Source organism: Janthinobacterium sp. SUN100 (genome assembly GCF_030397705.1).
Classification (GTDB): domain Bacteria; phylum Pseudomonadota; class Gammaproteobacteria; order Burkholderiales; family Burkholderiaceae_D; genus Janthinobacterium; species Janthinobacterium kumbetense.
Genome location: NZ_JAPUBU010000005.1, coordinates 466,946 through 491,530, shown reverse-complemented (window position 1 = coordinate 491,530; position 24,585 = coordinate 466,946). Strand labels below are relative to the sequence as shown.

The window sequence follows — 24,585 nt, the reverse complement described above, 5'->3', positions numbered from 1 at the left end:
GTCATCCTTCCAGCAGCCGTGCGGCTACCTGTTGCGGGGTGAGACCCGTATTGGCGGCCGCCAGCTGGCGCTCGCGCTGCAGATTGCGTTCCAGCTGCTGCTGGCCCGGCCGGTACTGTTTCGGCCAGACGGCACCGGCGGCGCTGTAGCCGATGCGCGCCGTCTCCGTCAGGGTCCAGGCGGGGTTGGCCAGGTGCGGGCGGCCCACGGCGCACAGGTCGGCGCGCCCGGCGGCGATGATGCTGTTGGCGTGGTCGGCTTCAAAAATCGAGCCGACGGCCATGCTGGCGATGCCCGCCTCGTTGCGCACGCGGTCGGCGAACGGCGCCTGGAACATGCGCCCGTACACGGGCTGTTCGAGCTTGCTGACCTGACCCGAGGAGCAGTCGATCAGGTCGGCGCCCGCCTGCTTGAACAGGCGCGCGATGACGACGGCGTCGTCGGGCGTGATGCCGCCATCGACCCAGTCGTGGGCCGAGATGCGCACGCTCATGGGTTTATCCTGCGGCCAGGCGGCCCGCATGGCGCGAAATACGCGCAGCGGATAGCGGCAGCGGTTTTCCAGGCTGCCGCCATATTCATCCGTGCGGCGGTTGGTCAGCGGCGAGATAAAACTCGACAGCAGATAGCCGTGCGCGCAATGCAGCTCCAGCCAGTCGAAACCGGCGACGGCCGCCGCCAGGGTGGCGTGCACGAAATCCTGCTCGATGCGCGCCAGGTCGCTTTCCGTGGCCGCACGCGCCACCTGCGACACGCCAGCCAGGTATTGCTGCTCCGAGGCCGAGATCAGCGGCCAGTTACCCTCTTTCAAGGGCAGGTCGATGCCATCCCACATGGGCCGCGTCGAGCCTTTCGCCCCCGCGTGGCCCAGCTGCAGGGCGATCTTCGCATCGCTGTTGGCATGCACGACATCGACGATGCGGCGCCAGGCCTGCGTGTGCGCTTCGCTGTACATGCCCGGGCAGGCGGGCGTGATGCGCGCATCGGCCGACACGCACGTCATCTCGGCAAACACGAGGCCCGCGCCGCCCATGGCGCGCGCGCCCAGGTGCATCAGATGGTAGTCGCCCGCCACGCCATCGACGGCGCTGTATTGCGCCATCGGCGAGACGGCTATGCGGTTTTTCAGCAGCACGCCGCGCAGCCGGAACGGCGTGAGCATGGGCGGCAGGGCCTCGTCCCGCATCGCCACGCCGGCCTGCTCGCCCGCGCGCCGCGCCAGCCATCGCTCGTAATCGGCCACGTAGGCAGGGTCGCGCAGGCGCAGGTTTTCATGCGAGATGCGCTGGCTGCGCGTGAGCATGGAATAGGCGAACTGCGGCGCTTCCATGGCGCTGTAGCGTTCAACGTTTTCAAACCACTCCATGGAATTGCGCGCCGCGCTCTGGATTTTCAGCACCTCGATGGCGCGCAGCTGCTGGTAGGCGGCCAGCGCAGCATCCGTACCGGCAGCGGCATCGGCATGCTGGCCGAAACAGCGCGCCAGTTCGATCGCGTCTTCCAGCGCCAGCTTGGTGCCCGAGCCGATGGAGTAATGCGCCGTGTGGGCCGCGTCGCCCATCAGCACGACGGGCACGCCATCCTGGCGGTGCACCCATTGGCGGCAGACGATGCGGGGGAAGGTGATCCACTGCGCCGAGCCGCGCAGGTGCGGCGAGTTGCTCAGTAAACCGTGGCCATCGAGTTCCTCGGCGAACAGGGCTTCGCAAAAGGCGATGCCCTCTTCCTGGCTCATGGCATCGAGGCCCGCCGCGCGCCACACGTGTTCGGGCGTTTCGACGATGAAGGTCGAGGTGTCGCCGTCATACTGGTAGATATGCGCCTGGAACCAGCCGTGCGGCGTCTGGCGGAAGGCAAACGTGAAGGCCTCGAATTTCTTGCGCGTGCCCAGCCAGACGAAGCGGCAATGGCGCTGCTCGATCTCGGGCTGGTAGCTGGCCGCATAGCGCGTGCGGATACGGCTGTTCAAGCCGTCGCTGGCGATCACCAGATCGGCGCCGTACTGGCGCGCGATGGCCTGGTCGTCCTGCACTTCCGTCTCGAACACCAGCTGCACGCCGAGTTCTTCGCAGCGCGCCTGCAGGATGTTGAGCAGGCGCTTGCGGCCGATGCCGCAAAAGCCATGGCCGCCAGAGCGCACAGTCTCGCCCTTGAAATGGATTTCGATATCGTCCCAGTGGTTGAACGCCTGCAGGATGGCGCGCGCCGTCGGCTCGTCCGCGTTGGCCAGGTTGCCCAGGGTCTGGTCGGAAAACACGACGCCCCAGCCAAACGTGTCGTACGGGCGGTTGCGTTCGATGACGGTGATGCTGTGCGCGGGGTTCTGCTTTTTCATGAGCAGGCTGAAATACAGGCCGGCGGGGCCGCCGCCGATGCAGACAATATTCATGGAGTGTCCGTGCGAAGTTTGAAGCGCTGCAGCTTGCCCGTTTCCGTGCGCGGCAGGGAAGGCAGGAAATGGATGGCGCGCGGGTATTTATACGGGGCGATCTGCTGGCGCACGAAGTCCTGCAGTTCGGCCGCAAGCAGGTCGCTGGCCTGACAGCCCTCCTTGAGCACCACGTGCGCCTCGACGATCTGGCCACGCTCGGCATCGGCGCGCCCGACCACGCCGCATTCGGCCACGGCCGGGTGGCGCAGCAGCGCCTCTTCCACTTCCGGGCCGGCGATGTTGTAGCCAGCCGAGACGATCATGTCGTCGCTGCGCGAGCGGTAATAGAAATAGCCGTCGGCATCCATCTCGAAGGTGTCGCCCGTCAGGTTCCAGCCGTTCTGCACATACTCGCGCTGGCGCGGGTCGGACAGGTAGCGGCAACCGGTAGGGCCTTTCACGGCCAGGCGGCCCGTCACGCCAGGCGCCTGCGGCACGCCGGCGTCATCGACGATGCATGCCTGGTAGCCGGGGATGGCCTTGCCGATGGCGCCGCGGCGGATGCCCTCGCCCGTGGCGGAAATGAAGATGTGCAGCATCTCGGTGGCGCCGATGCCGTCCGTCATGGCCAGGCCCGTCGCCGCCTGCCAGGCGTCGCGCGTGGCCAGCGGCAGCGCTTCGCCGGCCGAGACGCACAACCGCAGGCTGCGCAAGTCGTGGCTGGCCGCCAGGGGCGCCATCTGACGGTAAAAGGTGGGTGCCGTGAAGCAGATGGTGGCGTGATAGGCCTCGATGGCGCGCAGCAGGCCCTCGGGCGTGAGTTTTTCCAGCAGCACGGCGCAAGCGCCAAAGCGCAGGGGGAACAGCAGCAAGCCACCGAGGCCGAAGGTGAACGCCAGCGGCGGCGTGCCGATGAAGATGTCGTCGGCGCGCACCTGCAGCATGGAGCGGGGAAAGCAGTCGCAGATGGCCAGCAGGTCGCGGTGCATGTGCATGGTGCCTTTGGGGACACCCGTCGTGCCCGAGGTAAAGCTGATCAGGCAGACGTCGTCGGCCGCCGTGTCGCATGCGGCAAAGGGTGCATCGTGGGCCGCCATGCGCTGTTCCAGTTCGGCGCCCTCGGCACCAAAGCACAGCATGGGCGGCAGGGACGCTAACGCGTCAAGTTCCGCGCGCAAGCCTTGCGCGCACAGCAAGGCGTTCACTTCCGCCTTGGCCAGGATGGTGGACAGTTCACGCGCGCGCAGCAACGGCATGGTGGGCACGGCGATGCAGCCGGCTTTCAGCACGGCCAGCAGGCAGGCGGCCATCATGGGCGTATTCGCGCCGCGCAGCAGCACGCGGTTGCCGGGGATCAGGCGCAGGTCGCTGCGCAGCACGTGGGCGATGCGGTCGACCTGCCGCGCCAGCTGCGCGTAAGTCCAGCGCTGGCCGTCGGCAAGGATGGCGGTGCGCCCGCCGCCGCCATTGGCCACGGCGGCATCGAGCAGCGCGGCGACGCAATTGAGGCGCGCCGGATACTGCAGCTCGGGCAAGTCAAGGCACAGCTGCGGCCAGAGTGCGCGCGGCGGCAAATGCGCGCGCGCAAAGTCATCCTGGGGAGATGCGGTGGTAGGCGAAGGGTCGCTGCTCATGCTCATCCTGGCTGGTAGCGGGCGCGTGCACAAGGCCCGGAAGCAGATACTTTAAACCTAAAGTATTTCCCCGGCAAGCGAAAAACGGCAGATTCAGTCGATCCCGTCCAGTTGCCGCAGCAGGCGCGCCTGCTGCGCCACGCTGCGCGCCAGGGCGGCCAGCGCCGTCTGCATCTGGTCGCCATCGAGCACCGAGGCCTGCAGCAGGGCCATCATCCCGGCTTCCGCGCCATGCAAACCCAGGGTGCGGCAACCGAGGTGCAGCCGTTCGAGCTGCTGGCGCGCCTGGGCCGGTTCGCCGCGCGCCAGCAAGGCGTCGACCTGTTCGCTCGCGGCAACTATCTGTCCCTGGAAGCCCGTCAGATACGCCAGCAGGCGTTCGCTGTCGATGCCCAGCCGCTGCAAGGTGTCGCGCGGCGCCTCGGCCGGCAAGGCCGAGACGTCGAAGCAGGCGTCGATATGCTGGCGCACCTGCTCCGGCTGGAAAGGCTTGACGATGTAGCCGGCGGCGCCGGCCTGCACGGCGTCACGCACCGTATCCTGGTCATTGGCCGACGACACGAGCACCAGCGGCATGGCATCGAGCGCGCTGTCGGAGCGGATTTTCTGCAGCAGCTCCATGCCGGACAGGCGCGGCATGCGCAAATCGCAGAAGCACAGCGACGGGCGCAAGCCGCCTTCGAGCTGTTCCCACGCCGCCGCGCCATCTTCGGCTTCCACGATATCGTGCACGCCGCAGCTGTCGATCAGATGCATCAATACCATGCGCGACACGACATCATCGTCAACCACCAGTACTTTCATTGCGTTCTCCATTGGCGGCAGCGTCTCGGTGCCTGGCCGTATTCTACCCAGTTTCGCCGCGCGCTCCATGGCCGGCATTGCCTATTTTACATTTCCTTGTCCAAAACGGCTATTTGCGCCAACAGTGCGCGCAATTGCGGCAAATGCAGGGCCACCTGCGTCCAGCGCCCGCCGTCCGCCGCTTCCTCCATTTCCGTGCACAGCATGTGCAGCTGCGTTTCATCGAGATAGGCGGCGCTGCCCTTCAAACCGTGCAGCAGGCGCCCGGCGTTGTCCTTGTCCTGCGCCGCCAGGGCGTCGTCGAGTTCACGCAAACGCCCTTCCAGGTCGGCGACGAAGGCGACGCGGATGCGCCGTTGCAGTTCCCCGCTGCGGATGGACTGGGAAGGCGCCGCGACGGGAACTGCCGGCGCGATGCCGAACAGGGCGTCGAGTTCGGCCTGTCCCCGCGCCGTGCCGCGCGGCGCGTTCGACGGCATGCGCGGCAACATGAAACCGCGCTGCAGCTGGCGCTCGATGGCGCGCGCCAGCAAGCCATGCAGCACCGCCTCATCGACGGGTTTGCTGAGGAAATCATCCATGCCGACGCCAAGATAGCGGCTGCGGTCTTCTTCGCTGGCGTTCGCCGTCAGGGCCACGATCATCAATTCCTGGTCGCGCACGGGCTGGTCCGGCCAGCCGCCCACGCGGATCAGGCGCGTCGCCGTGGCGCCGTCCATCTCCGGCATGCGCCCGTCCATCAGGATCAGGTCATAGCGCGTATGCACGCAGGCCGCCACCGCCAGCACACCGTTGGCGACCACGTCGACCCGGTGCCCCAGCTCTTCGAGCATGACGCGGATGATGATCTGGTTGGTGGGGAAGTCTTCCGCGCACAGCACGCGCAACTGGTGGCTGTGCGGCGCCAGCGCCACCTGCGGCACCAGCGGCGGCGCCACGCCATCGGCCAGCGGCAAGGTGAAGGCAAAGGTACTGCCCTGCCCCGGCGTGCTGGCCACCTCGATCTGGCCATCCATCAGTTCGACCAGCTGGCGGCAGATCGCCAGGCCCAGTCCCGTACCGCCGTAGCGCCGCGTGGTGCTGGCGTCAGCCTGCTCGAACTTCTGGAACAGCCGCGCCATGGCATCGGCATCGATGCCGATGCCGCTGTCGCTGACGGTAAAGCGGATCAGGTTGACCTTGCGTCCGCCGCTGCCGCTGGCCACGCCGGCCCGCTCGACGCTCACGCTGACGCCGCCGCGCTGGGTGAACTTGAAGGCATTGCCGACCAGGTTGACCAGCACCTGGCGCAAGCGGGTCGGGTCGCCCACCACGAAGGGCGGCAGGTCGGGCGCGAAATCGATGGCGAAACCGATGCTGCGCGCGGCCGCCTGCTCCTCGAACAGGGTGACGACCGTCTCGATCGCCGCGCCAAGCGCGAAGTCGATGTTTTCGATACTCAGCTTGCCCGCCTCGATCTTGGAAAAATCGAGCAAGTCATTGATGATCACCAGCAGCGACTGGGCGTTGGCCTGGCCGCGCAGGATCTGCTCCCGCGTGGCGTCGTGCAGCTGCTCGTCGCGCAGGGCAAAGCCCAGCATGCCGATCACGCCAGCCAGGGGCGTGCGCATCTCGTGGCTCATGTTGGCCAGGAATTCCGACTTCTGGCGCGTCGCGTCCTCGGCCTTGCGCTTGGCCTGGCGCAGACTTTCCTCGTTTTTCGTCAGGCTGCTGTTGACTTGCGCCAGCTTTTCCGACTGGGCCAGCACTTCGATTTCCTTGCTCTGCAACTCGGCCGTGCGTTCGCTGACCTGCTTTTCCAGTTCATTCTGCTGATGCCGCAGCGCGCGCACGCGCTGGCGGTACGCGCCATAGATGGCGCCCAGCAGCAGCGCCGCCATCAGGGTGCGGAACCACCAGGTTTTCCAGAACGGCGGCAGGATCGTGATGGCCAGGGTGGCGCCGCTCTCGTTCCACACGCCGTCCTTGTTGGCCGCCTTGACGCGAAACACGTAGTTGCCGGCATCGAGGTTGGTATAGGTGGCAAAGCGCCGCCCCGCATCCGTCATGACCCAGTCCTGATCGAAGCCTTCGAGCCGGTAGGCGAACATGTTGCGCTGGGGCGCGGCGAAATGCAGGGCCGCGAATTCCAGCGAAAAGACGCTTTCGCGGCTGGTCAGCACCAGGTTGCGCGTGTGGTCGATCGCCGCCTTGAGCACGTGCGCGAACTCGCCGCGGCCGATGGCCACCGGCTTGTTGAATATCTGCAGCTCCGTGATGGCCACCAGCGGCGGCACGCGGTTGTCGTGGATATCCTCCGGCACAAACGCCGTCATGCCGTTGAAGCCGCCGAAATACATGGTGCCATCGGCCGCGCGCAGGGCCGCGCCATCGAAGTACGAGCCTTCCACCGTACCATCGGCGCTGTCGTAATTGCGGAACAGGCCGCTGCGCATGTCGAGCCGCGTGATGCCGCTGTTCGTGCTCAGCCACAGCTGCTCGTTGTCGTCGCCGAGGATGCTGGCGACGGCGTCGTCGGCCATGCCATCCTTGCGCACGAAGCGGCGGAAGCGGATCTCGCCCTTGGCGTCGACGTCCATGCGGTTCAAGCCATTGGCCGTGCCCACCCACAGCACGCCGCGCTTGTCTTCGTGCAGGAAATGCACTTCATCGTGGCTCAGGCTATGCGGGTTTTGCGGATCGTGGCGGAAATGGCGGAAGTGGCCGCTGGCGCGGTCCAGCAAGTCCAGGCCGTGGAAGGAACCTATCCACAAGCGCCCCTTGCCGTCTTCCAGCACGGGCCGCACCATGTTGTCGGACAGGCTGTTCGGGTTGGCCGGGTCGTGGCGGTAGGTGGTAAAGCGGCGGCTGACGGGGTCGAAACGGTGCACGCCGCCCCGCGTGGAGACCCACAGCATGCCGCTGCGGTCGCTCACGATATTGCGGATCGTGTCGCTGTTCGGGTCGCCGGCGGCAAAGCGCATGGTAAAAAAACGCCCGAGGGCCGGATCGAAGCGGTGCAAGCCCGTCGAGCCGCCCACCCACAGCACGCCGTCCGGCGCCTTGTACAGGGTGGTGACCTGCTCGTCGCGCGACATGCCAGGCGAGCTGCGCAGGTCGAACAGCCGCGAGCTGCCGTCGCGCGTGTCGTACAGTTTCAGGCCGCCCTTGGTAGCCAGCCACAGCTTGCCATCGCCGGCATCGGCCACGGCGCGCACTTTCTTGTCCGCCAGCGCGCCCACGTCGCCGGGCGCGCGCGCCATGCGCGAAAAGCCGCCACTGCCCAGGTCGACCCGGCTCACGCCGCTGTACCAGGAGCCGACCCAGAAGGTACCGGCGCGGTCGCGGTACAAGGACGACAGCTGGTTGTCGGCGACGCTGAATTTGTCGCCCGTCTGGTGCCGGTATTGCAGGAAGGTGTCGCTCGCGGGCAGCCAGCGGAACAGGCCATCGGCATTGCTGCCCAGCCAGACGGTGGCGTCGACATCCTGGTACAGGCTGGCTACGCGGATGGCGGAAAAGCCATGCTTCTCGCCGAAGCGCACGCGCGCCTGCGGTGGCTGGCCGGCGCCGCCCAGGCGCCAGCGCTCGGCGCCGGCCATGGTGCCGATCCACAGGTTCTGCTGGCGGTCGATCAGCAGCGACTGGATCACGTTGTATTTCGAGCCAGGCTCCGTATCGACGGCAAAATGCTCGAAGCGCTCGCTGCCCGGCGCCAGCATGTCCAGGCCCGTTACCGTGCCGATCCACAGGCGCTGTTGCGCGTCCAGCGCCAGCGCCTTGATTTCATTATCGCCCAGGCTGTGCGGGTTGCCCTCTTCATGGTGCCAGGTGCGGAAGGTGCCCGTGGCCGGGTCGAAATGCTGCAAGCCGTCCGAGGTGGCGATCCAGAAGCCGCGCGCGCCATCGTCGAGGATGGCGTGGATATGCCGGTTGCCGTTGCCGCGCTTGCTCTTTTCAGCCGGGACATAATGGATGAAGGTCTGGCTGGCGGCGTCGAAGCGGTCCAGGCCATTGTCGGTGCCGACCCACAGCTGGCCCTGGCTATCGACATGCAGCTCGCCCACCCAATTGTCGGCCAGGCTGGTCTTGTCGCCCTCGATATTCTTGTAGACGACCATGCGGTAGCCATCGTAGCGGCTCAGGCCAGACTGGCTGCCGAACCACAGATAGCCCTGCCGGTCCTGGGCGATGGCCAGCACCGACTCCTGCGCCAGGCCCTGGTCGACGCTGAGCTGGTCGAAACGCAGGGTGGGCGCAGGCGCCGCCGCGGCCGGGACGCCCAGCAGCAAAATTAACAGTAAAGCAACATCGCAAACACGTCGAAATACCAGCACAATCGTCCTGTCAAAAAAAACGCGAAAAACCCGCACACCGCTCCAGGGGCCGTCTCAGGAACCAAAGAACGCCAGGACATCATCCTTGCGGGCTTGCGTATCGCGCTGTCCAAGACGGATCAGCTCGTTAGTATACGTCGATTCGAACAATAAATACGATGCCAGCGCCGCGCCGCGCGCTTCGGCCGCGCCGATACCCGACAACATGGTGCGGATGGGACGGGGCAAACTGCCGATATGCCGGCTGGCGATGGCGTCGAGCCGCTCGGACGGCGCGATGACCAGCAATTCCACGGGCCGCAAGGCCGTCTTGCCCAGCAATTCGGGCGGCAGCATCGACAGGGTCAGGTTGATGCGGTTCAGGCGCTCGATGTCGACCGCCAGGCCGTCGAGGAAGATCGACGACAGCGCATGGCCGGCAATCTGCGCCAGGCTCGGGTAGCGTGCCGCTTCGGACGCGGCGGGCGCCGGTTCCGTCATGCGCCCCGCCCCCACCACCAGCACCTTGTTCGCGCCCAGGTGGATCGCCGGCGAGATCGGCGCCAGCTGGCGCATGGAACCGTCGCCGCAATATTCGCGCTGGCCGCCCACGTACAGGGGCACGGCGGGAAAGATGAAGGGGATGGCGGCCGAGGCGAGCAAGTGCTCCACGCCGATCTGGTCCGGCAGGGCCAGGCGCTGCGTGCGCACCCAGGGCGCGATATCCTCGGCCGTCTGGTAAAACGTCATGTGGCGGCTGCCCGAGTACGACGACGCCGTCACGGCCAGCGCATGCAGCAGGCCGTCGGCCAGGGCCGCGTCCAGGCGCGGCAGGTCGAGCATGCGGTGCAGCAGGCTGACCAGCGGCGTGTTGTCGAGCAGGGAGCTGGGCGGCGACGCGTGCCACTGGCGCAGCAGCCAGCCGAACGACAGCAACGACAGCCAGCGCGCGCCCGAGCGGATCACGCCCAGCGAATCGGCCCGGTAGACTTGCTCGACTTCGATGTGCTGCCACACGTCGAGCAGCTTTTGCACGCCTTCGCCGAAGTTATCGGCACGGCAGGCCAGCGCCGTGGCGTTGATGGCGCCGGCCGAGGTGCCGCAGATGATGTCGAACGGGTTGCGCGCCGGCGCCCAGCCCGCTTCCCACAAAATCGCCGAAATCGCCTGCAGCACGCCCACCTGGTAGGCGGCACGGGCGCCTCCTCCCGTGAGTATCAAGCCTGTTTTATTTTGCATTCCCATGCCGGCAGATTAGCAGGGTCTTGATACTTTGTGGAAAAGTTTCAATCTCCCTTGACCATGCCTTCACGGCGCGGATCGGCGCCGCCAAACCAGAAGTCCTTGCCATGCGCATTCAGCCGCATGATGCCCTGCAAGCCGGAATTCTGTTCGATCACGCGCACCTCGTGGCCCATCGCCTGCAGCGCCTCGACTTGCGCGACAGGCGCGCGGCCCTTTTCCAGCTCCGTCGGGCCATTGCGGCTGCCGAAGTTCGGCAGGCTGATGGCTTGCTGCACGTTCAAGCCCCAGTCCATGGTGCCGACCAGCACCTTGGCGACATAGTTGATGATGGACGAGCCGCCGGGCGAACCCGTCGCCAGCACCAGCTTGTGCGTGCCCTTCTCGAACACGAGGGTGGGCGACATGGCGCTGCGCGGACGCTTGCCCGCTTCGACCCGGTTGGCGATGGGGCCGTCCGCATCGCGCGAATCGAACGAGAAATCCGTCAGCTGGTTATTCAGCAAAAAGCCGTCGACCATCTGGCGCGAACCGAACGCGTCTTCCACGCTGGTGGTCATCGACAGGCCGCCCCCAAAAGCGTCCACCGCCACCAGGTGCGACGTTGACGGACGCTGCAAGGCGTTGTCCATGCCCCACGCCACCTGCATGCCCGGCGGCGTGCCAGGCAAGGCGCGGCCCATGGATTTCTCGCCGATCAGCGAAGCGCGCTGCGCCAGGTAGGTTTTATCGAGCATCGAAGCGACGCCATTGCCCGGCAGCGGTACGAAGTCCGTGTCGGCCACGTAGCGGTTGCGGTCCGCGTAAGCCAGGCGCCCCGCTTCCGAGAACAGGTGGATCGCCCGCGCATCGAGCACGCCGTCGACGGGCGCATACGGCCGGATATCCTTCACTTCCAGCATGCCCAGCATCTGCGCGATGGCGATGCCGCCCGACGATGGCGGCGGCATGCCGCACACCGTCCAGGCCTTGTAGTCGCTGCAGACGGGTTCGCGCACCTTGGCGCGGTAGCCGGCGATATCCTGCGCCGTCAGCTTGCCCGGATTGGTCGGATGCGCCGCCACCTTGGCGGCGATGTCGCGCGCGATGCGGCCGTTGTAAAACGCGTCGGCGCCGCCACGGGCGATCTCGCGCAGGGTGCGCGCCAGCTTCGGGTTTTTCAGCACGTGGCCGACGGGCCATGCCTTGCCGTCCGGGTCATAGAAATACGCGGCGGCGACAGGGTCGCGCTTCAGGGCCTGGTCCCAGTTCAGCAAGCCGTTGAGGCGCTGGCTGACGGGAAAGCCGCCGTGCGCCAGTTTGATGGCGGGGCCGAACAGGGTCGCCCACGGCAGCTTGCCGTGTTCCTTGTGCGCCAGTTCCAGCATGCGCAGCACGCCCGGCGCGCCCACGGAACGCCCGCCCACCACGCCCGTGGCGCGCGAGACGGGACTGCCGTCGGCATTCTGGAACAGGTGTTCATCGGCGCTGGCAGGCGCCGTTTCGCGTCCGTCGAACGCTTGCACGCCCTTGGCCGTGGAGTACAGCAAAAAGGCGCCGCCGCCGATGCCCGACGATTGCGGCTCGACCAGGGTGAGCACCAGCTGCGTGGCGATGGCCGCGTCGATGGCGCTGCCGCCCTTTTTCAGCATCTGATAGCCGGCATCGGCGGCCAGCGGATTGGCGGCGGCGACCATGAATTTCTGTGCCGCCCAACCCGATTTCTCCGCATACGCGGTGGCGATTTCCGGTGCCTTTTGCGGCACTTCGGCAAATGCGGGACTGGCAGCGAGGGCCCCCAGCAAGGTCAGGCTCAGCGCCAGCGGCTTCAATATGATCATGGATTCTCCGATAAAAAAAGGGCGCACAGCCAGGCAAGGCTGTACGCCCCATACGGGGGTATCCTACATCAAATGCCCGTCAGGGCACTGCCCCTTACTTGGGCTGCATGCGGATGGCGCCATCTAAACGTATCGTCTCGCCATTGAGCATGACGTTTTCCACGATGGCTTTCACCAGCTGCGCGTATTCGCCGGGTTTGCCCAGGCGCGAAGGGAACGGCACCATCTTGCCCAGCGCATCCTGCACTTCGGCCGGCATGCCCAGCAACATCGGCGTTTCGAAAATGCCGGGCGCCACCGTCATCACGCGTATGCCGTTGCGCGACAGGTCGCGCGCCATCGGCAGGGTCAGGCCCACCACAGCCGCCTTCGACGACGCGTACGCGGCCTGGCCGATCTGGCCATCGTAGGCCGCCACGGAAGCCGTGTTGATGATGATGCCGCGCTCGCCTTCGGCCGTCGCATCCTGTTTCGCCATGGCGTCGGCGGCCAGACGACACATATTGAAGGTGCCCACCAGGTTGATGTTGACGACCTTCTGAAACAGGGCCAGCGGATGCGGGCCATCCTTGCCCACGGTTTTCACGGCAGGCGCCACGCCGGCGCAGTTGACCAGGCCGCGCAAGGTGCCCAGCTTCGTGGCTGCCGCCACCACGGCCAGGCCGTCCTCTTCCGACGTCACGTCGCACTGGACGAACACGCCACCGAGTTCAGCGGCCAGCGCCTGGCCCGCTTCCGTCTGCACGTCGGCCAGCACGACCTTGCCGCCGGCCGCCGTCAGCATGCGCGCCGTGGCGGCGCCCAAGCCCGATGCGCCGCCCGTGATGATGAATACATTGTCCTGAATCTGCATGAAATCTCCTGAGTGATAAGGGCCGTGTTCCCGGCGCCTGATGGTTGATACATGATGCCATCATTACGTTTACGTAAACGTAATGTCGGCGACAATTGTAGCCATTTTTATGGTCACCGAGCGAAAACTTGCAGCGCTGGCGAATGAGAAAGTTAAAAACACTGCATGAAAGCGCCATTGCGGTGGCAGATGCGCCCATTGGCATCGAGCGTGGCATTGCCCGCGCCGTTGTAGCGCGCGCCTGCCGCATCGCGGCAACCGCCTGAATCGCATGAGCCGATGGGCTGCGGCGCGCGCGGCATCGGCACGGCGGGGCTGGGAGGCAGGGGCGCGATGGGCACGACCGGTGACGCAGGCTGCGCCGGCATGCGGCCGATCACCTGCGCCACGGAACGGCGCGGCTGCATGGGCGGCGCCGGGCGGCACGGCTCCACCGCCAGCTTGCCGCTGTCGCGCGGGTCGAGCTGGCACACGGGCAAAGGCTCAGTCAAGGACTCGGCAGGCGCCGCCTGCTCCTGCGCCCAGGCATGGCCGCCAGCGAGCTGCATGACGCAAGCCAGTGCCGATATCATTTTTGCCAGCCTCTTCATGCCGCCTCCCAAGCATCCATCGCAACTTTCATTATTGGCACACGCCGCGCCAGATGCCAGCGCGGGTAACAATTTGTCACGCTTGTACCTGCCATGCGCACAGCGTAACGGTGTTTTATTTCCTTTCAGCACTTTCCTTCTTGCCAGTATGGCATTACAATAAGAACGATTCTTATTCTCATTCGCAGGATGGGAGCGCATTTTTTACTCTTTTCATTCATTCATACCCGAGCCACCCGGAAGGCAGCCAGGAAATAACAACATCCGGAAAGTTCACCATGACCAAGCGTAGTCCCGCCTTCGTAGCCCCCGTCGCCACTCCCGCCCACCCCCTCCATTCCGCCGCCCTGCTCCTGCCCTGCCTGCTCTCGCTGGCCGTCAGCAACGCCTGGGCCGAAGGCAATGTGGCCGCCGATCCCACCATGAACACGGTGGTCGTCACGGCGTCCGGCACGGCCATCGACATCAAGGATGCGCCGGCCAGCATCAGCGTCATCACGCGCGAGGAAATCGAGCGCCAGCCCGTGTATGACTTGAATACCTTGCTGCGCCGTATCCCCGGCGTGACGGGCGGCACCGGCCCCGAAGGCGAAGCGTCGAAGATCAAGCTGCGCGGTTTGCCCGACAAATACACCCTGATCCTGGTCGACGGCAAGCGCGTGGGCAGCTCGAGCGACACGGCTTACCGTCCCGACCTGGGCCGTCAGGACTTGAACTGGATCTCGCCCGACATGATTGAGCGCATCGAAGTGGTGCGCGGACCCATGTCGTCGCTGTACGGTTCGGACGCCATGGGCGGCGTGATCAACATCATCACGCGCAAGGTGCCGGGCAAGTGGAACGGTTCGGCCACGGCCAACTACACGCAACCGCAGGAAAGCGACCGCGGCACGGCGCACCAGCTGGGCGTCAACCTGGCCGGCCCCCTGTCGGACACGGTGGGCATGCGCCTGGGCGTGAGCCAGACGCGCCAGAATCCCGATGAAAAATTCGACAAGGCCGGTGGCATCGGCGGCGAACGCAACCAGACTGTCTCGGGCCAGCTGACCTGGGCGCTGGGCAAGAAACAGAACCTGTCGCTGGACGCCAGCTATGGCAGGCAGGAAGCCAGCGGTTCGAGCACACGCGATGCGGACGGCGAGTCGCTGGTTCCCAGCTGGGGCGCCAACAAGCTGATACGCAAGAGCGTCAGCCTCGGCTACGAAGGCCGCTGGGACTTCGGCAAGACCACGGTCAACCTGTATCACAACGATTTCGACAACCAATTCGTCGGCACGGTGGCCAAATCCAAGGACAGCACGCTCGATGCCAGCCTGGAAAAACGGGTCGGCTGGGGCGGCATCGAGCAAATGCTGGTGATGGGCGGCCAGTGGAAGCACCAGGAATTGACGAACACGAACACCATCGGCACCGTACCCACCGATTACCTGGGCAACACCGTGAGCGGCGCGACCCTGTCCGGCACCACCTCGGCCCTGTTTGCGGAAGATCAATTGTTCCTGCGCGAGGACTTGACGGCCACGGCCGGCTTGCGCCTCGATCACCACAGCAAGTTCGGCAACCATTACAGTCCGCGCCTGTACCTGGTGTACCACCCTGCCCCCGCCTGGACCATCAAGGGCGGCATCTCGCAAGGCTTCCGCGCCCCGAGCCTGAAGGAAAACTCGCCAGCGGCAGCGACCAACTCGGCCGGACGCGGTTGCGGCAGCCTCAAGCCGCTGGGCTACATCAAGGGCGACTGCTACATGGCCGGCAATGCGGACTTGAAGCCGGAAACGAGCACGGCCGGCGAGATCGGCGTGGCGTGGGAACAGAATGGCTGGGACGTGGGCCTGACCTACTTCCACACGGATTTCAAGAATAAGATCGACTATGCGCCGCTGGGCTTTTACCAGCAGCGCTGGTGGACCAAGATGACGAATATCCAGAAGGCGCGCACCAGCGGCCTGGAAGCGACGGCCACCATCCCGCTGACGAAAAACCTGAACTGGCGTAACAACGTCACCTACATGGCGGAAGCGAAAAACCTGACCACGGGCGCCAACCTGCTGTCGACGCCGAAGCTGTCGTGGTACTCGGCGCTGGGCTGGCAAGTCAACGACCAGCTGTTCGGCGAAGTCTCGGCCCAGTACACGGGCAAGGAACTCGACGCCGGCAAGCTGGCCGACAAGGCCTACACCATCGTCGACACCGTCGTGTCGTACAAGGTCACGCCGCAATGGACCGTGCGTGGCGGCGTGCAAAACCTGTTCAAGAAGGGTCCGATGGCCGATGGACTGGTCGACTATTACGTGCCGGGACGGCGCATGTTTGTCGGCCTGACGTCGCGCTTCTAAACACGCCTGTCAAAACCTGCTGCGCGTCGCGGGTTGCGGTCTGCGATGCTCACTGTACCTCCGTACAGTTGCGCGTCTCAACCGCATCCCCCTTCCGCTCGCTACGCTTGTGCCAGGCGTTGTAGCAACCTAGTACCGGGGCGGCGGCGTATCGGGCGGCGGCGTGGCGGCATTCGCCGGCACGCTGCCCAGCATCCGCCCGGCCGCGGGCACCTTGTGGCCGCTCGCATACATGCATTTCTGATAAGAATCATCGTAGCTGCGCTGCATGCCATGCGAGGAACTGTCGGCCGCGCCCGTGCCGGCCAGCTGCGCCTGCGCGTAGCCACGGCAACTGCCGTCATCGACGCGGAATTGCTCGGGGCTCTTGCCCGTGCCGGGCAAGGCCGTGGCCGACGGCCCTTCCGGCATCACCGTGCAGGCGGCCAGCAGCAGGGGCGCCAGCAGGCCGGCACGCCCCATCAACGCTTTCGTGTTCATCTTCGCCTCCCCGTCAGCGCACGCTGGTCGGCAGCACGGCACGCCATGCCGTACTGCAATTTTTCACATAGGGATAATAGCCCTGCGGTCTCGCGCAGTAGTACCACATCTGCACCGTCGGCTCGCCGCCCTGCTCGATGTATACGGGCGGCGGCTGCACGATCAGGGTGCGCCCATATGGATAGGGATAGCCATACCACGGGTCGCCATACCAGCCCGGCCCGTAGCCATACCACCAGGGCGATCCCACCCAGACGCCCACGTGCGAACGACCATGGAAGTGGCCGTGGCCGCCGTGAAAGCCGCCATGCCGGCCCGGCGCCGCCTGGGCCACTCCCGCCGTGACCGCCAATACCAAGAGCGCCGCCAGCGCGCCGCCCTTCCTGCTGATGCTGTCCATGACATCCTCCCGCCTTCATGCCCAACTGTGACGCTCATTCCATTATTGACAGAGAGCCAGCACAAGCAAAGGCGCCGTAACAATTGCTCACCTTTGATACGCCGAGGATATGGACGGCAGGAAAGTTTCATTTGCGCAAAATACAAACAGCCCCGCGGCGCTGGCCACGGGGCTGCAGGGATGGCGCAGTTTATTGCGCGGGCAAGCTTTGCACGGGTGTCGCCGGCGCCAGGATGGGCGGCGCGGGCGCGTGGATGGGCACCGGCGCCTTGACGGCCAGCCAGCCCGTGGCCGGCAGCAGCGGCACCAGCAACAGGGCCACGATATTGATGATCTTGATCAAGGGGTTCACTGCCGGACCGGCCGTATCCTTGTACGGGTCGCCCACCGTGTCGCCCGTGACGGCCGCCTTGTGCGCGTCCGAACCCTTGCCGCCGAAATGGCCATCCTCGATGTATTTCTTCGCATTGTCCCAGGCGCCGCCGCCCGTGGTCATGGAAATGGCCACGAACAGGCCCGTGACGATCGTCCCCATCAGCAAGCCACCGAGCGCCGCAGGCCCCAGCAGCATGCCCACGACGATGGGCACCACCACGGGCAGCAGGGACGGCACGATCATTTCGCGGATGGCCGACGCCGTCAGCATGTCCACGGCCTTGTCGTATTCTGGCCGCGCCGTGCCTTCCATGATGCCCTTGATGTCGCGGAACTGGCGCCGCACTTCCACCACCACGGCGCCGGCCGCGCGGCCCACGGCTTCCATCGCCATGGCGCCGAACAGATACGGTATCAAGCCGCCGATGAACAGGCCGACGATGACCATGGGGTTCGACAAATCAAAGGTGATGTGCTGGCCCACGGATTCGAGCGCATGCGTGTAGTCGGCGAACAGCACCAGCGCGGCCAGCCCGGCCGAGCCGATGGCGTAGCCCTTGGTGACGGCCTTGGTCGTATTGCCGACGGCATCCAAAGGATCGGTGATGGCGCGCACGGAGTCGGGCAAGCCCGACATTTCCGCGATGCCGCCCGCGTTATCCGTGATGGGGCCATACGCGTCAAGGGCGACGATGATGCCCGCCATCGACAGCATGGATGTCGCCGCGATGGCGATGCCGTACAGGCCCGCCAATTGATACGAAACGAGGATGGCGACGCAGACGGCCAGCACCGGATACGCCGTGGACTTCATCGACACACCCAGGCCGGCGATGATGTTCGTGCCGTGGCCCGTCGTCGACGCTTCGGCGATGTGGCGCACGGGCTTGAAATCCGTGCCCGTGTAGTACTCGGTGATGTACACCATCAGGCCCGTGAGGACGATGCCGACGACGGTGGCGCCCAGCATCTTGTAGCGCATGGCGTCGTCGGGCCACAGCAGCCACGTGACCACGGCAAAACCGACCAGCGACAGGCCGGCCGCCCACCACAGGCCCGTGTACAGGGCCGACATGATCTTCTTGCCGGGGGCCGTCTTGACCATCGAGCAGCCGACGATGGACGCGAGGATGGAGACGGCGCCCAGCAGCAGCGGGTAGATGATGGCCGTGCCGCTCGCCTCGGCCATCAGCAGTGCGCCCAGCAGCATGGTGGCGATCAGGGTCACGACATAGGTTTCGAACAGGTCGGCCGCCATGCCGGCGCAGTCGCCCACGTTGTCGCCCACGTTGTCGGCGATGACGGCCGGGTTGCGCGGATCGTCCTCGGGGATGCCCGCCTCCACCTTGCCCACCAGGTCCGCGCCCACGTCGGCACCCTTGGTAAAGATGCCGCCGCCGAGCCGCGCGAAGATGGAAATGAGCGAGGCGCCGAAGGCCAGGCCGATCAGGGGCTTGATCAGGTCATGCTGCGTGAGGCCGGGCGCGCCCGTCGTCGCCAGCAGCCAGTAGAACAGGGTCACGCCCAACAGGCCCAGGCCGACGACCAGCATGCCCGTGATCGCCCCGCCCTTGAAGGCCACGTTCAGTGCCTGGTTGATGCCCAGGGTGGCCGCCTGCGCCGTGCGCACATTGGCCCGCACGGAGACATTCATGCCGATGAAGCCGCAGGCGCCCGACAGCACGGCGCCGATCAAGAAGCCCAGCGCCGTGTGCAGGCCAAGCAGCGCATAGATGGCGATCAATAACACCACGCCGACGATGGCGATGGTGCGGTACTGGCGCGCCAGGTAGGCGGCCGCGCCCTGCTGGATGGCCAGGGCGATTTCCTGCATGCGCGCGTTGCCGGGATCCTGCCTCAGGATCCAGCTGCGCGACACCAAACCGTAAATGACTGCGACCACGCCGCAGGCTACCGCAAACCACAAGCTGGCTGCCATATCGTCCCCTTCTGTTTTTATCCGACGTCATTGCCAACAGCTGCAGACCGCACCGGGTAGGCACGCGCAGCCAGGAAAACACGACCTGCAAAAAACCTGAACTACGAAAACGATGCCGCACCGCTGTTGAAAAGCGGGCACAAAAAAAGCGGACACTCAGGTCCGCTTTTCATAAACTGCTTATTCCGCCAGGGCGGCAAATGCGCTGTCGCGGATTTGCTCGACCGGACCGACGCCGGCGATGCGGCGGTATTTCGGTGCGCCTGGCAGGCCGGACTTGGCCCAGTCATTGTAGTAGCCCAACAAGACCTTGGTCTGGTTGTGGTACACGTCCAGGCGCTTCTTGACCGTTTCCGCCTTGTCGTCGTCGCGCTGGATCAGCGGTTCGCCGGTGATGTCATCGACGCCGTCGACCTTGGGCGGGTTGAATTTGACGTGATACACGCGGCCCGAACCCGGGTGGCTGCGGCGGCCGTCCATGCGCTCGATGATCGAAGCGTCAGGCACGTCGATTTCCAGCACGTAGTCGACATTGATGCCGGCGTCTTTCATGGCGTCCGCTTGCGCGATGGTGCGCGGGAAGCCGTCGAACAGGTAGCCATTGGCGCAATCGGCTTCCTGCAGGCGATTCTTGACCAGGCCGATCATGATGTCGTCCGACACGAGGCCGCCCGCATCCATGACTTTTTTCGCTGCCAGGCCCAGTTCGGAGCCTTCCTTGATCGCCGCGCGCAGCATGTCGCCCGTGGAGATTTGTGGAATGTTGTATTTTTCTTTGATGAAATTAGCTTGGGTGCCCTTGCCGGCACCGGGTGCTCCTAAAAGTATCAGACGCATTGAAAAGTTCCTAAAAAACAGATTTTGGATGGTGGTATGTGTAATTTTTTTTAGATGGTGTTGCTAAGGCTATCTTTCCCTACGAAACTTACCACAAAAAATCCCCGGAACGCCAGTTTGCTATCGAATTGCTATGCCCTGATTGATCAAAGCCAGCAATTCGCGCGGCGCACGTTTCAAAATGTGGTTTTTACTGCAGGCGCACAAAATTATATTTGCACGCCTGCCGTTTTGCGGGTAGCGCTTACAGGGCGCCGTAGTGGGCTTGCACCCTGGCAAGATCTTCCGGCGTGTCGACACCGGCGGCCGGCGCGCTATCGGTCACGTGGACGGCGATGGCAACACCGTGCCACAGCACGCGCAGCTGCTCCAGCGCTTCGATGGCTTCCAGCGGCGAGGCGGACAATTGCGGATATTCTTGCAAAAACGCATTGCTGTACGCATACAGGCCGATATGCCGCAGGGGCACGTAGCCTGCCGGCAAGCTGTCTTTCGACTGCGCGAAGCCGTCGCGGTGCCACGGGATGGTGGCGCGCGAGAAATACAAGGCGCGGCCGTTCTTGTCCAGCACGACCTTGACCACGTTCGGATTGAACGCGTCGGCCACATCATGCAGCGGATGGGCGCAGGTGGCCATGGGGACGGCAGCGCTGATCTGCGCCGCGCAGGCGGCCAGCAGGGCCGGATCGATCAAGGGTTCGTCGCCCTGCAGGTTGACGACGACGGCGTCCAGCGGCAGCCCGAGCGTGCGCGCCACTTCGGCGATGCGGTCCGTGCCCGACGGATGGTCGCTGCGCGTCATGCACACTTCCACGCCATGCGCGGCGCAGGCTGCGCGGATGCTGTCATGGTCGGTGGCGACGATGACGCGCGCGGCGCCCGAGAGCAGCGCCTGCTCGGCCACGCGCACCACCATGGGTTTGCCGCCCAGGTCAGCCAGCGGCTTGCCCGGCAGGCGCGTCGAGGCCAGGCGGGCCGGGATGATGACGATGAACGCCATCGTTATTCCACTGCGTCTTGCAGGGTGCGCGCTTCGTCCGCCCACATGATGGGGATGCCATCGCGGATAGGATAGGCCAGACGGTCGGCGCGGCAAATCAGTTCCTGCGCCTTCTTATCGTGTTCAAGCGGACCCTTGCAAACAGGGCAGACCAGGATATCAAGCAGTCGAGCGTCCACGACATTTCTCCACAATTTGTTGGGCCAGCGCGCTATCGATGCGCGCACTGACGGGGACGACCCACAGTCTCGGGTCATCTTTGAGATGTTCAATTTGCGCACATTTTACTGCATCCTTCTCGGTGATCAAGATCACATCCGTGTCGAGGGCGGCAAATGGCTGGTCGAGGAAGTCGTGGTGGTCGGGCAGGGGCAGTTCCGTGAAGTCCAGTCCGGCCCCGCGCAGCATTGCAAAGAAGCGCCCGGGATTGCCGATGCCGGCCGCCGCCACGAGGCGCCGGCCGCTGGCCGCCAGGTCTGCAAGGGCCATGCTTTCGCCGCGGTTCAGCAGGCGCTCGGCCACGCCGCCATCGAGCCGCATCTGCACCACCAGCCCGCCTTGCGGCGCGACCTGGTCCACCAGTGCCGGAGCCAGCTCGGGCGCATTGATCACCGTCACGTCGCGCCGGCGGCGCGGCGATTCGCGCAGCGGTCCCGCCGGCAGCAGCCAGCCATTGCCTGCGCCGCGGCCGTCGAACAGCACGATTTCCACGTCGCGCCGCAAGGCGTAATGCTGTAAGCCGTCGTCCGTCACCAGCACGTCGACGTCCGGATGCGCGGCCAGCAGCGCCCTGCCCGCTTGCGCGCGGTCGCGCCCCACCATCACGGGGCAGCCGCCGCGCTGGAAGATCAGCAGCGGCTCGTCGCCCACCTGTTGCGGCGTGGAGGCGGCGCTGACGGCGCGCGGCAAGCGGTCGGCGCTGCCATGGCCGCGCGAAATGACGCCCGGGCGCATGCCCGCGTCGCGCAAGGCTTGCACCAGCCAGATCGTCAGCGGCGTCTTGCCCGTGCCGCCGATGAAAATGTTGCCGACGACGACGACGGGCACGGGCAGGCGCGCCGATGTCAGGAGATTTGCCCGGTACAGGCCGCGCCTGACGCTGCTCAAGGCGCCGAACAGCAGCGACACGGGCCACAGCGCGCACGCCAGCGGGCCGCGCGTCAGCCAGGCGCGGGTGAGAGTGGATTCAAGCTTGAGGGGTGAGGAAGTGGGCATGCGGTGAAGGGTAAAGGGCTGGGGTCTGACCCGGCGGGTCAGTCCCCAATTTTGTTGCCGGTAACGGTCGGAACTTACTTGCCGCCCGCCTGCGCCGCAAACGTCAGCTTTTCATAACCGGCCAGGCGCGCCGCTTCCATCACGTGGATGACCATCTGGTGCATGGCGAACTGGTCGGCGTTGACCACCACGACGGGCGTCTGCGCGGGCGCCTTGCCGCCATTGGCCGCCTTGGCCGCATCCTGCAAGGCGTCAGCCAGGCCGGCCACGTCGCGGAACGAGACGGGTTCGCGGTTGACCGTGTAGTTACCCTTGGCATCGATGGTGACGTCGAGCTGCTGCGGCTTGTCCTTCGCTTGCTCGGCATCGGCCGTCGGCAAGGTGATCTGCAGCTCCGTGAACTTGCTGTAGGTGGTGCTGACCATGAGGAAGATCAGGATCACCAGCAGCACGTCGATGAACGGGATCAGGTTGATTTCGGGGTCTTCACGCCCCTTGCCTTTGCGGAAGTTCATTTGCGGCCACTGTGGACGATGTCGACGAACTTGACCGCTTGTTGCTCCATGTCAATGACGAAGCTGTCGACGAGGGCGCGGAAGTGGCGGTAGAAAATCAGGGCCGGCATGGCGATGGCCAGGCCAAACGCCGTGTTATACAAGGCGACGGAAATACCGTGCGACAGCGCCGCGTTCGACGCGGTGGCGCCGGGCGAGGCAAAAATCTCGATCATGCCGATCACCGTGCCGAACAGCCCCATCAGCGGCGCCAGGGTGGCGATGGTGCCCAGGGTCGTCAGGAAACGTTCCAGCGTGTGGGCCACGCCGCTGCCCGCCTCTTCGATCGATTCCTTCATCACTTCGCGCGGCGCGTCGACGTTGCGCAGGGCGGCGGCCAGCACCACGCCCAGCGGCGAGTTGTCTTCCAGCTTGGCCACCGTGTCCGGCGTGATCTTGCCGCTGCGATACACCTGCACCACTTCATCAAACAGCTTGCGGGGCAGTATCTTGACGCGGCGCAAATACAGCAGGCGCTCGATGATCAGGGCCAGGGCGACGATGGAAGCGATCAACAACAGCCAGATGGGCCAGCCAGCGGCTTGAAATATAGCGAGCAAAAGAAACTCCTGATAGAGGGAAGGCGATGAATCGCCCGAACAGCCTGTATTGTACCGAGCGCCGAAGACCGATTGTACGTCCGCGCGGGAATGGCGCAATGTAGCGCGTTGCCGCGCCGGCGGCAAGTGGCGCCCGCATGGCACTTGCCCACACGGCCCGGCGGGCGTGCGCCAAGCGCACCCAGTTTTGCACACTTTGTGTGGATAAGATTGTGAGCAAGCATGAAGTCCAGCATGCAAGCCCTTGATTTACAAGCGAATTATTATACTGCGCAAAATACAGGCATAGCAGCTTATCGATAGTAGTCAATGTCATAAAATCAATATTTCAAGAGTTCTGCACATTTACTGTGGACAAGATTGTGCGCAAAGCCGAGGAATTCAATTAAACCATTGATTTTAAAGAAAATTAAATCAATGAGTAAAAAAGTGGCAGCGGGCGCGAAATCGACGCCAGAGAGACCGTCAAAGTTCTGCACACAATCTGTGGACAAGATTGTGTGCAAGCACAAGGATACGCGCTAAGTACTTTGATTTATATCGTTTTTATTGCCATGCATAAAAATGTGGCAAGCGCTGGAAAGCGGGCTTTTATCGCTCCGATTGCGCTTCGAAACGGCAGTTTTCCACCGCAAAGGCAGTTTCGCACATAAAGTGTGGATAAGATTGTGAGCAAGCGGATTGACTCCATTCAAGGTCATTGATTTTAAAGGAGTTTTTTTCAATGCTGAAAAATGAGGCAGCGCAACGGCCTGGCCGCGCGGTGGAAAACCAGGCGAAAAAACGAAACGATTTATGCAGTTTTGCACATATTCTGTGGATAAGATTGTGAGCAAGGCCTACGATGTGACGCTATACCATTGATTTATATGGCTATTTTTATGCTGCGCAAAATTCAGGCAAGCCATGCCATGGGCATTCCGGTGGATAAATCCGGCGCCGCGCCAGAGTTCTGCACATTTTTTGTGGATAAGATTGTGCGCAAGGCCATGCATGGCATACTAAGCGCTTGATTCCTATACTCTTTATTTCCGTGCGCAAAAATGTAGCAAGGCAGTTTTATCGGTCAATGCCGGCTTGCCGGGCCATGTTTGTCCAAGGCAAAAAGTTCCGCACACTTTCTGTGGATAACTTTGTGCGTAAGTGGCGGGGGCTGTACTGATGTGCTTGATATTAAAGGTTTTTTTCCCTGTGCACGCAAATCAGGCATATGGGAATTCATCATGAAATCAAATACTTAGAAATAGAACTTGTTGTTTTGCACGATATATGACATAAGC

At 64.4% G+C, this 24,585-nt stretch carries 20 protein-coding genes; 3 read left to right on the top strand and 17 right to left on the bottom strand.

Translation table 11 applies throughout. From position 1 onward, the window contains the following. Position 1: 1 nt before the first annotated feature. The 8 genes from O0881_RS25130 to O0881_RS25095 all read right to left on the bottom strand — a co-directional run bounded on the left by O0881_RS25130 (position 2) and on the right by O0881_RS25095 (position 13,567). Positions 2 to 2,389 carry a bifunctional salicylyl-CoA 5-hydroxylase/oxidoreductase gene (locus O0881_RS25130; protein ID WP_289913499.1) on the bottom strand — a complete coding sequence of 796 codons (2,388 nt, stop codon included), beginning with the start codon at positions 2,387 to 2,389 and terminating at the stop codon, positions 2 to 4. After that, complete coding sequence (locus O0881_RS25125) at positions 2,386 to 4,005, bottom strand: AMP-binding protein (RefSeq protein ID WP_289913498.1); 1,620 nt, start codon at positions 4,003 to 4,005, stop codon at positions 2,386 to 2,388. Before O0881_RS25125 ends, O0881_RS25130 begins: the two co-directional genes overlap by 4 nt. A 93-nt stretch (positions 4,006 to 4,098) precedes the next feature. Beyond that, the gene (locus O0881_RS25120; protein ID WP_289913497.1) at positions 4,099 to 4,809 is read right to left on the bottom strand and encodes a response regulator; all 711 of its coding nucleotides are present in this window, start codon (positions 4,807 to 4,809) and stop codon (positions 4,099 to 4,101) included. An 86-nt stretch (positions 4,810 to 4,895) separates the two neighbouring features. Then, on the bottom strand, positions 4,896 to 9,080 hold the full coding sequence (locus O0881_RS25115; protein WP_289913496.1) for a two-component regulator propeller domain-containing protein: 4,185 nt from the start codon (positions 9,078 to 9,080) through the stop codon (positions 4,896 to 4,898). Between the two features lie 99 nt (positions 9,081 to 9,179). Continuing rightward, on the bottom strand, positions 9,180 to 10,349 hold the full coding sequence (locus O0881_RS25110) for a patatin-like phospholipase family protein (protein ID WP_034751717.1): 1,170 nt from the start codon (positions 10,347 to 10,349) through the stop codon (positions 9,180 to 9,182). A 41-nt stretch (positions 10,350 to 10,390) separates the two neighbouring features. Beyond that, the gene (gene ggt / locus O0881_RS25105) at positions 10,391 to 12,166 is read right to left on the bottom strand and encodes a gamma-glutamyltransferase (RefSeq protein WP_289913495.1); all 1,776 of its coding nucleotides are present in this window, start codon (positions 12,164 to 12,166) and stop codon (positions 10,391 to 10,393) included. Between the two features lie 94 nt (positions 12,167 to 12,260). Then, entirely contained in the window at positions 12,261 to 13,019 is a 759-nt protein-coding gene (locus tag O0881_RS25100; RefSeq protein ID WP_099665094.1) for a 3-hydroxyacyl-CoA dehydrogenase, read from the bottom strand. Positions 13,020 to 13,171: 152 nt separating this feature from the next. After that, entirely contained in the window at positions 13,172 to 13,567 is a 396-nt protein-coding gene (locus tag O0881_RS25095; RefSeq protein ID WP_289913494.1) for a hypothetical protein, read from the bottom strand. Between O0881_RS25095 and O0881_RS25090 the strand changes: the two genes are divergently transcribed. Together O0881_RS25090 and O0881_RS25085 are read left to right on the top strand one after the other, a co-directional pair. Next, positions 13,566 to 13,772 (top strand): hypothetical protein, encoded by a 207-nt coding sequence (locus O0881_RS25090; protein ID WP_289913493.1) that lies wholly within the window; start codon positions 13,566 to 13,568, stop codon positions 13,770 to 13,772. The genes O0881_RS25095 and O0881_RS25090 overlap by 2 nt on opposite strands. A gap of 115 nt (positions 13,773 to 13,887) precedes the next feature. Then, a complete protein-coding gene (locus O0881_RS25085; protein ID WP_289913492.1) occupies positions 13,888 to 15,945 on the top strand; it encodes a TonB-dependent receptor in 2,058 nt (685 codons plus the stop codon). Positions 15,946 to 16,074: 129 nt separating this feature from the next. Here O0881_RS25085 and O0881_RS25080 read toward each other — a convergent pair whose 3' ends face one another. From O0881_RS25080 to O0881_RS25040, 9 genes are all read right to left on the bottom strand, one after another. Continuing rightward, positions 16,075 to 16,425, bottom strand: coding sequence for a glycine zipper family protein (locus O0881_RS25080; protein WP_289900020.1), 351 nt, complete (start codon positions 16,423 to 16,425; stop codon positions 16,075 to 16,077). A 13-nt stretch (positions 16,426 to 16,438) separates the two neighbouring features. Continuing rightward, on the bottom strand, positions 16,439 to 16,825 hold the full coding sequence (locus O0881_RS25075; RefSeq protein WP_289900019.1) for a hypothetical protein: 387 nt from the start codon (positions 16,823 to 16,825) through the stop codon (positions 16,439 to 16,441). Between the two features lie 190 nt (positions 16,826 to 17,015). Further along, the gene (locus O0881_RS25070) at positions 17,016 to 19,139 is read right to left on the bottom strand and encodes a sodium-translocating pyrophosphatase (protein ID WP_289913491.1); all 2,124 of its coding nucleotides are present in this window, start codon (positions 19,137 to 19,139) and stop codon (positions 17,016 to 17,018) included. A gap of 180 nt (positions 19,140 to 19,319) precedes the next feature. Beyond that, a complete protein-coding gene (gene adk, locus O0881_RS25065) occupies positions 19,320 to 19,976 on the bottom strand; it encodes an adenylate kinase (protein ID WP_077400901.1) in 657 nt (218 codons plus the stop codon). A 244-nt stretch (positions 19,977 to 20,220) separates the two neighbouring features. Next, a complete protein-coding gene (kdsB, locus tag O0881_RS25060; RefSeq protein WP_099665099.1) occupies positions 20,221 to 20,976 on the bottom strand; it encodes a 3-deoxy-manno-octulosonate cytidylyltransferase in 756 nt (251 codons plus the stop codon). A 2-nt stretch (positions 20,977 to 20,978) separates the two neighbouring features. Next, positions 20,979 to 21,155 carry a Trm112 family protein gene (locus O0881_RS25055; protein WP_010395789.1) on the bottom strand — a complete coding sequence of 59 codons (177 nt, stop codon included), beginning with the start codon at positions 21,153 to 21,155 and terminating at the stop codon, positions 20,979 to 20,981. Then, positions 21,136 to 22,191, bottom strand: coding sequence for a tetraacyldisaccharide 4'-kinase (gene lpxK, locus O0881_RS25050; RefSeq protein WP_289913490.1), 1,056 nt, complete (start codon positions 22,189 to 22,191; stop codon positions 21,136 to 21,138). Before lpxK ends, O0881_RS25055 begins: the two co-directional genes overlap by 20 nt. 74 nt (positions 22,192 to 22,265) lie before the next feature. Continuing rightward, a complete protein-coding gene (locus O0881_RS25045; protein WP_035825768.1) occupies positions 22,266 to 22,706 on the bottom strand; it encodes a biopolymer transporter ExbD in 441 nt (146 codons plus the stop codon). Next, a complete protein-coding gene (locus O0881_RS25040) occupies positions 22,703 to 23,305 on the bottom strand; it encodes a MotA/TolQ/ExbB proton channel family protein (protein ID WP_251349991.1) in 603 nt (200 codons plus the stop codon). Before O0881_RS25040 ends, O0881_RS25045 begins: the two co-directional genes overlap by 4 nt. A gap of 869 nt (positions 23,306 to 24,174) precedes the next feature. Here O0881_RS25040 and O0881_RS25035 point away from each other — a divergent pair. After that, the gene (locus O0881_RS25035) at positions 24,175 to 24,318 is read left to right on the top strand and encodes a hypothetical protein (protein ID WP_289913489.1); all 144 of its coding nucleotides are present in this window, start codon (positions 24,175 to 24,177) and stop codon (positions 24,316 to 24,318) included. Positions 24,319 to 24,585: the final 267 nt, after the last annotated feature.

Bases quoted from the DNA above. Each gene is read 5' to 3' on its own strand.
- O0881_RS25130 (WP_289913499.1), bottom strand. From the start codon at position 2,389: ATGAATATTGTCTGCATCGGCGGCGGCCCCGCCGGCCTGTATTTCAGC.
- O0881_RS25125 (WP_289913498.1), bottom strand. From the start codon at position 4,005: ATGAGCAGCGACCCTTCGCCTACCACCGCATCTCCCCAGGATGACTTT.
- O0881_RS25120 (WP_289913497.1), bottom strand. From the start codon at position 4,809: ATGAAAGTACTGGTGGTTGACGATGATGTCGTGTCGCGCATGGTATTG.
- O0881_RS25110 (WP_034751717.1), bottom strand. From the start codon at position 10,349: ATGGGAATGCAAAATAAAACAGGCTTGATACTCACGGGAGGAGGCGCC.
- ggt (WP_289913495.1), bottom strand. From the start codon at position 12,166: ATGATCATATTGAAGCCGCTGGCGCTGAGCCTGACCTTGCTGGGGGCC.
- O0881_RS25100 (WP_099665094.1), bottom strand. From the start codon at position 13,019: ATGCAGATTCAGGACAATGTATTCATCATCACGGGCGGCGCATCGGGC.
- O0881_RS25090 (WP_289913493.1), top strand. From the start codon at position 13,566: ATGACGCAAGCCAGTGCCGATATCATTTTTGCCAGCCTCTTCATGCCG.
- O0881_RS25095 (WP_289913494.1), bottom strand. From the start codon at position 13,567: ATGCAGCTCGCTGGCGGCCATGCCTGGGCGCAGGAGCAGGCGGCGCCT.
- O0881_RS25085 (WP_289913492.1), top strand. From the start codon at position 13,888: ATGACCAAGCGTAGTCCCGCCTTCGTAGCCCCCGTCGCCACTCCCGCC.
- O0881_RS25080 (WP_289900020.1), bottom strand. From the start codon at position 16,425: ATGAACACGAAAGCGTTGATGGGGCGTGCCGGCCTGCTGGCGCCCCTG.
- O0881_RS25075 (WP_289900019.1), bottom strand. From the start codon at position 16,825: ATGGACAGCATCAGCAGGAAGGGCGGCGCGCTGGCGGCGCTCTTGGTA.
- O0881_RS25070 (WP_289913491.1), bottom strand. From the start codon at position 19,139: ATGGCAGCCAGCTTGTGGTTTGCGGTAGCCTGCGGCGTGGTCGCAGTC.
- adk (WP_077400901.1), bottom strand. From the start codon at position 19,976: ATGCGTCTGATACTTTTAGGAGCACCCGGTGCCGGCAAGGGCACCCAA.
- kdsB (WP_099665099.1), bottom strand. From the start codon at position 20,976: ATGGCGTTCATCGTCATCATCCCGGCCCGCCTGGCCTCGACGCGCCTG.
- lpxK (WP_289913490.1), bottom strand. From the start codon at position 22,191: ATGCCCACTTCCTCACCCCTCAAGCTTGAATCCACTCTCACCCGCGCC.
- O0881_RS25045 (WP_035825768.1), bottom strand. From the start codon at position 22,706: ATGAACTTCCGCAAAGGCAAGGGGCGTGAAGACCCCGAAATCAACCTG.
- O0881_RS25035 (WP_289913489.1), top strand. From the start codon at position 24,175: ATGGCTATTTTTATGCTGCGCAAAATTCAGGCAAGCCATGCCATGGGC.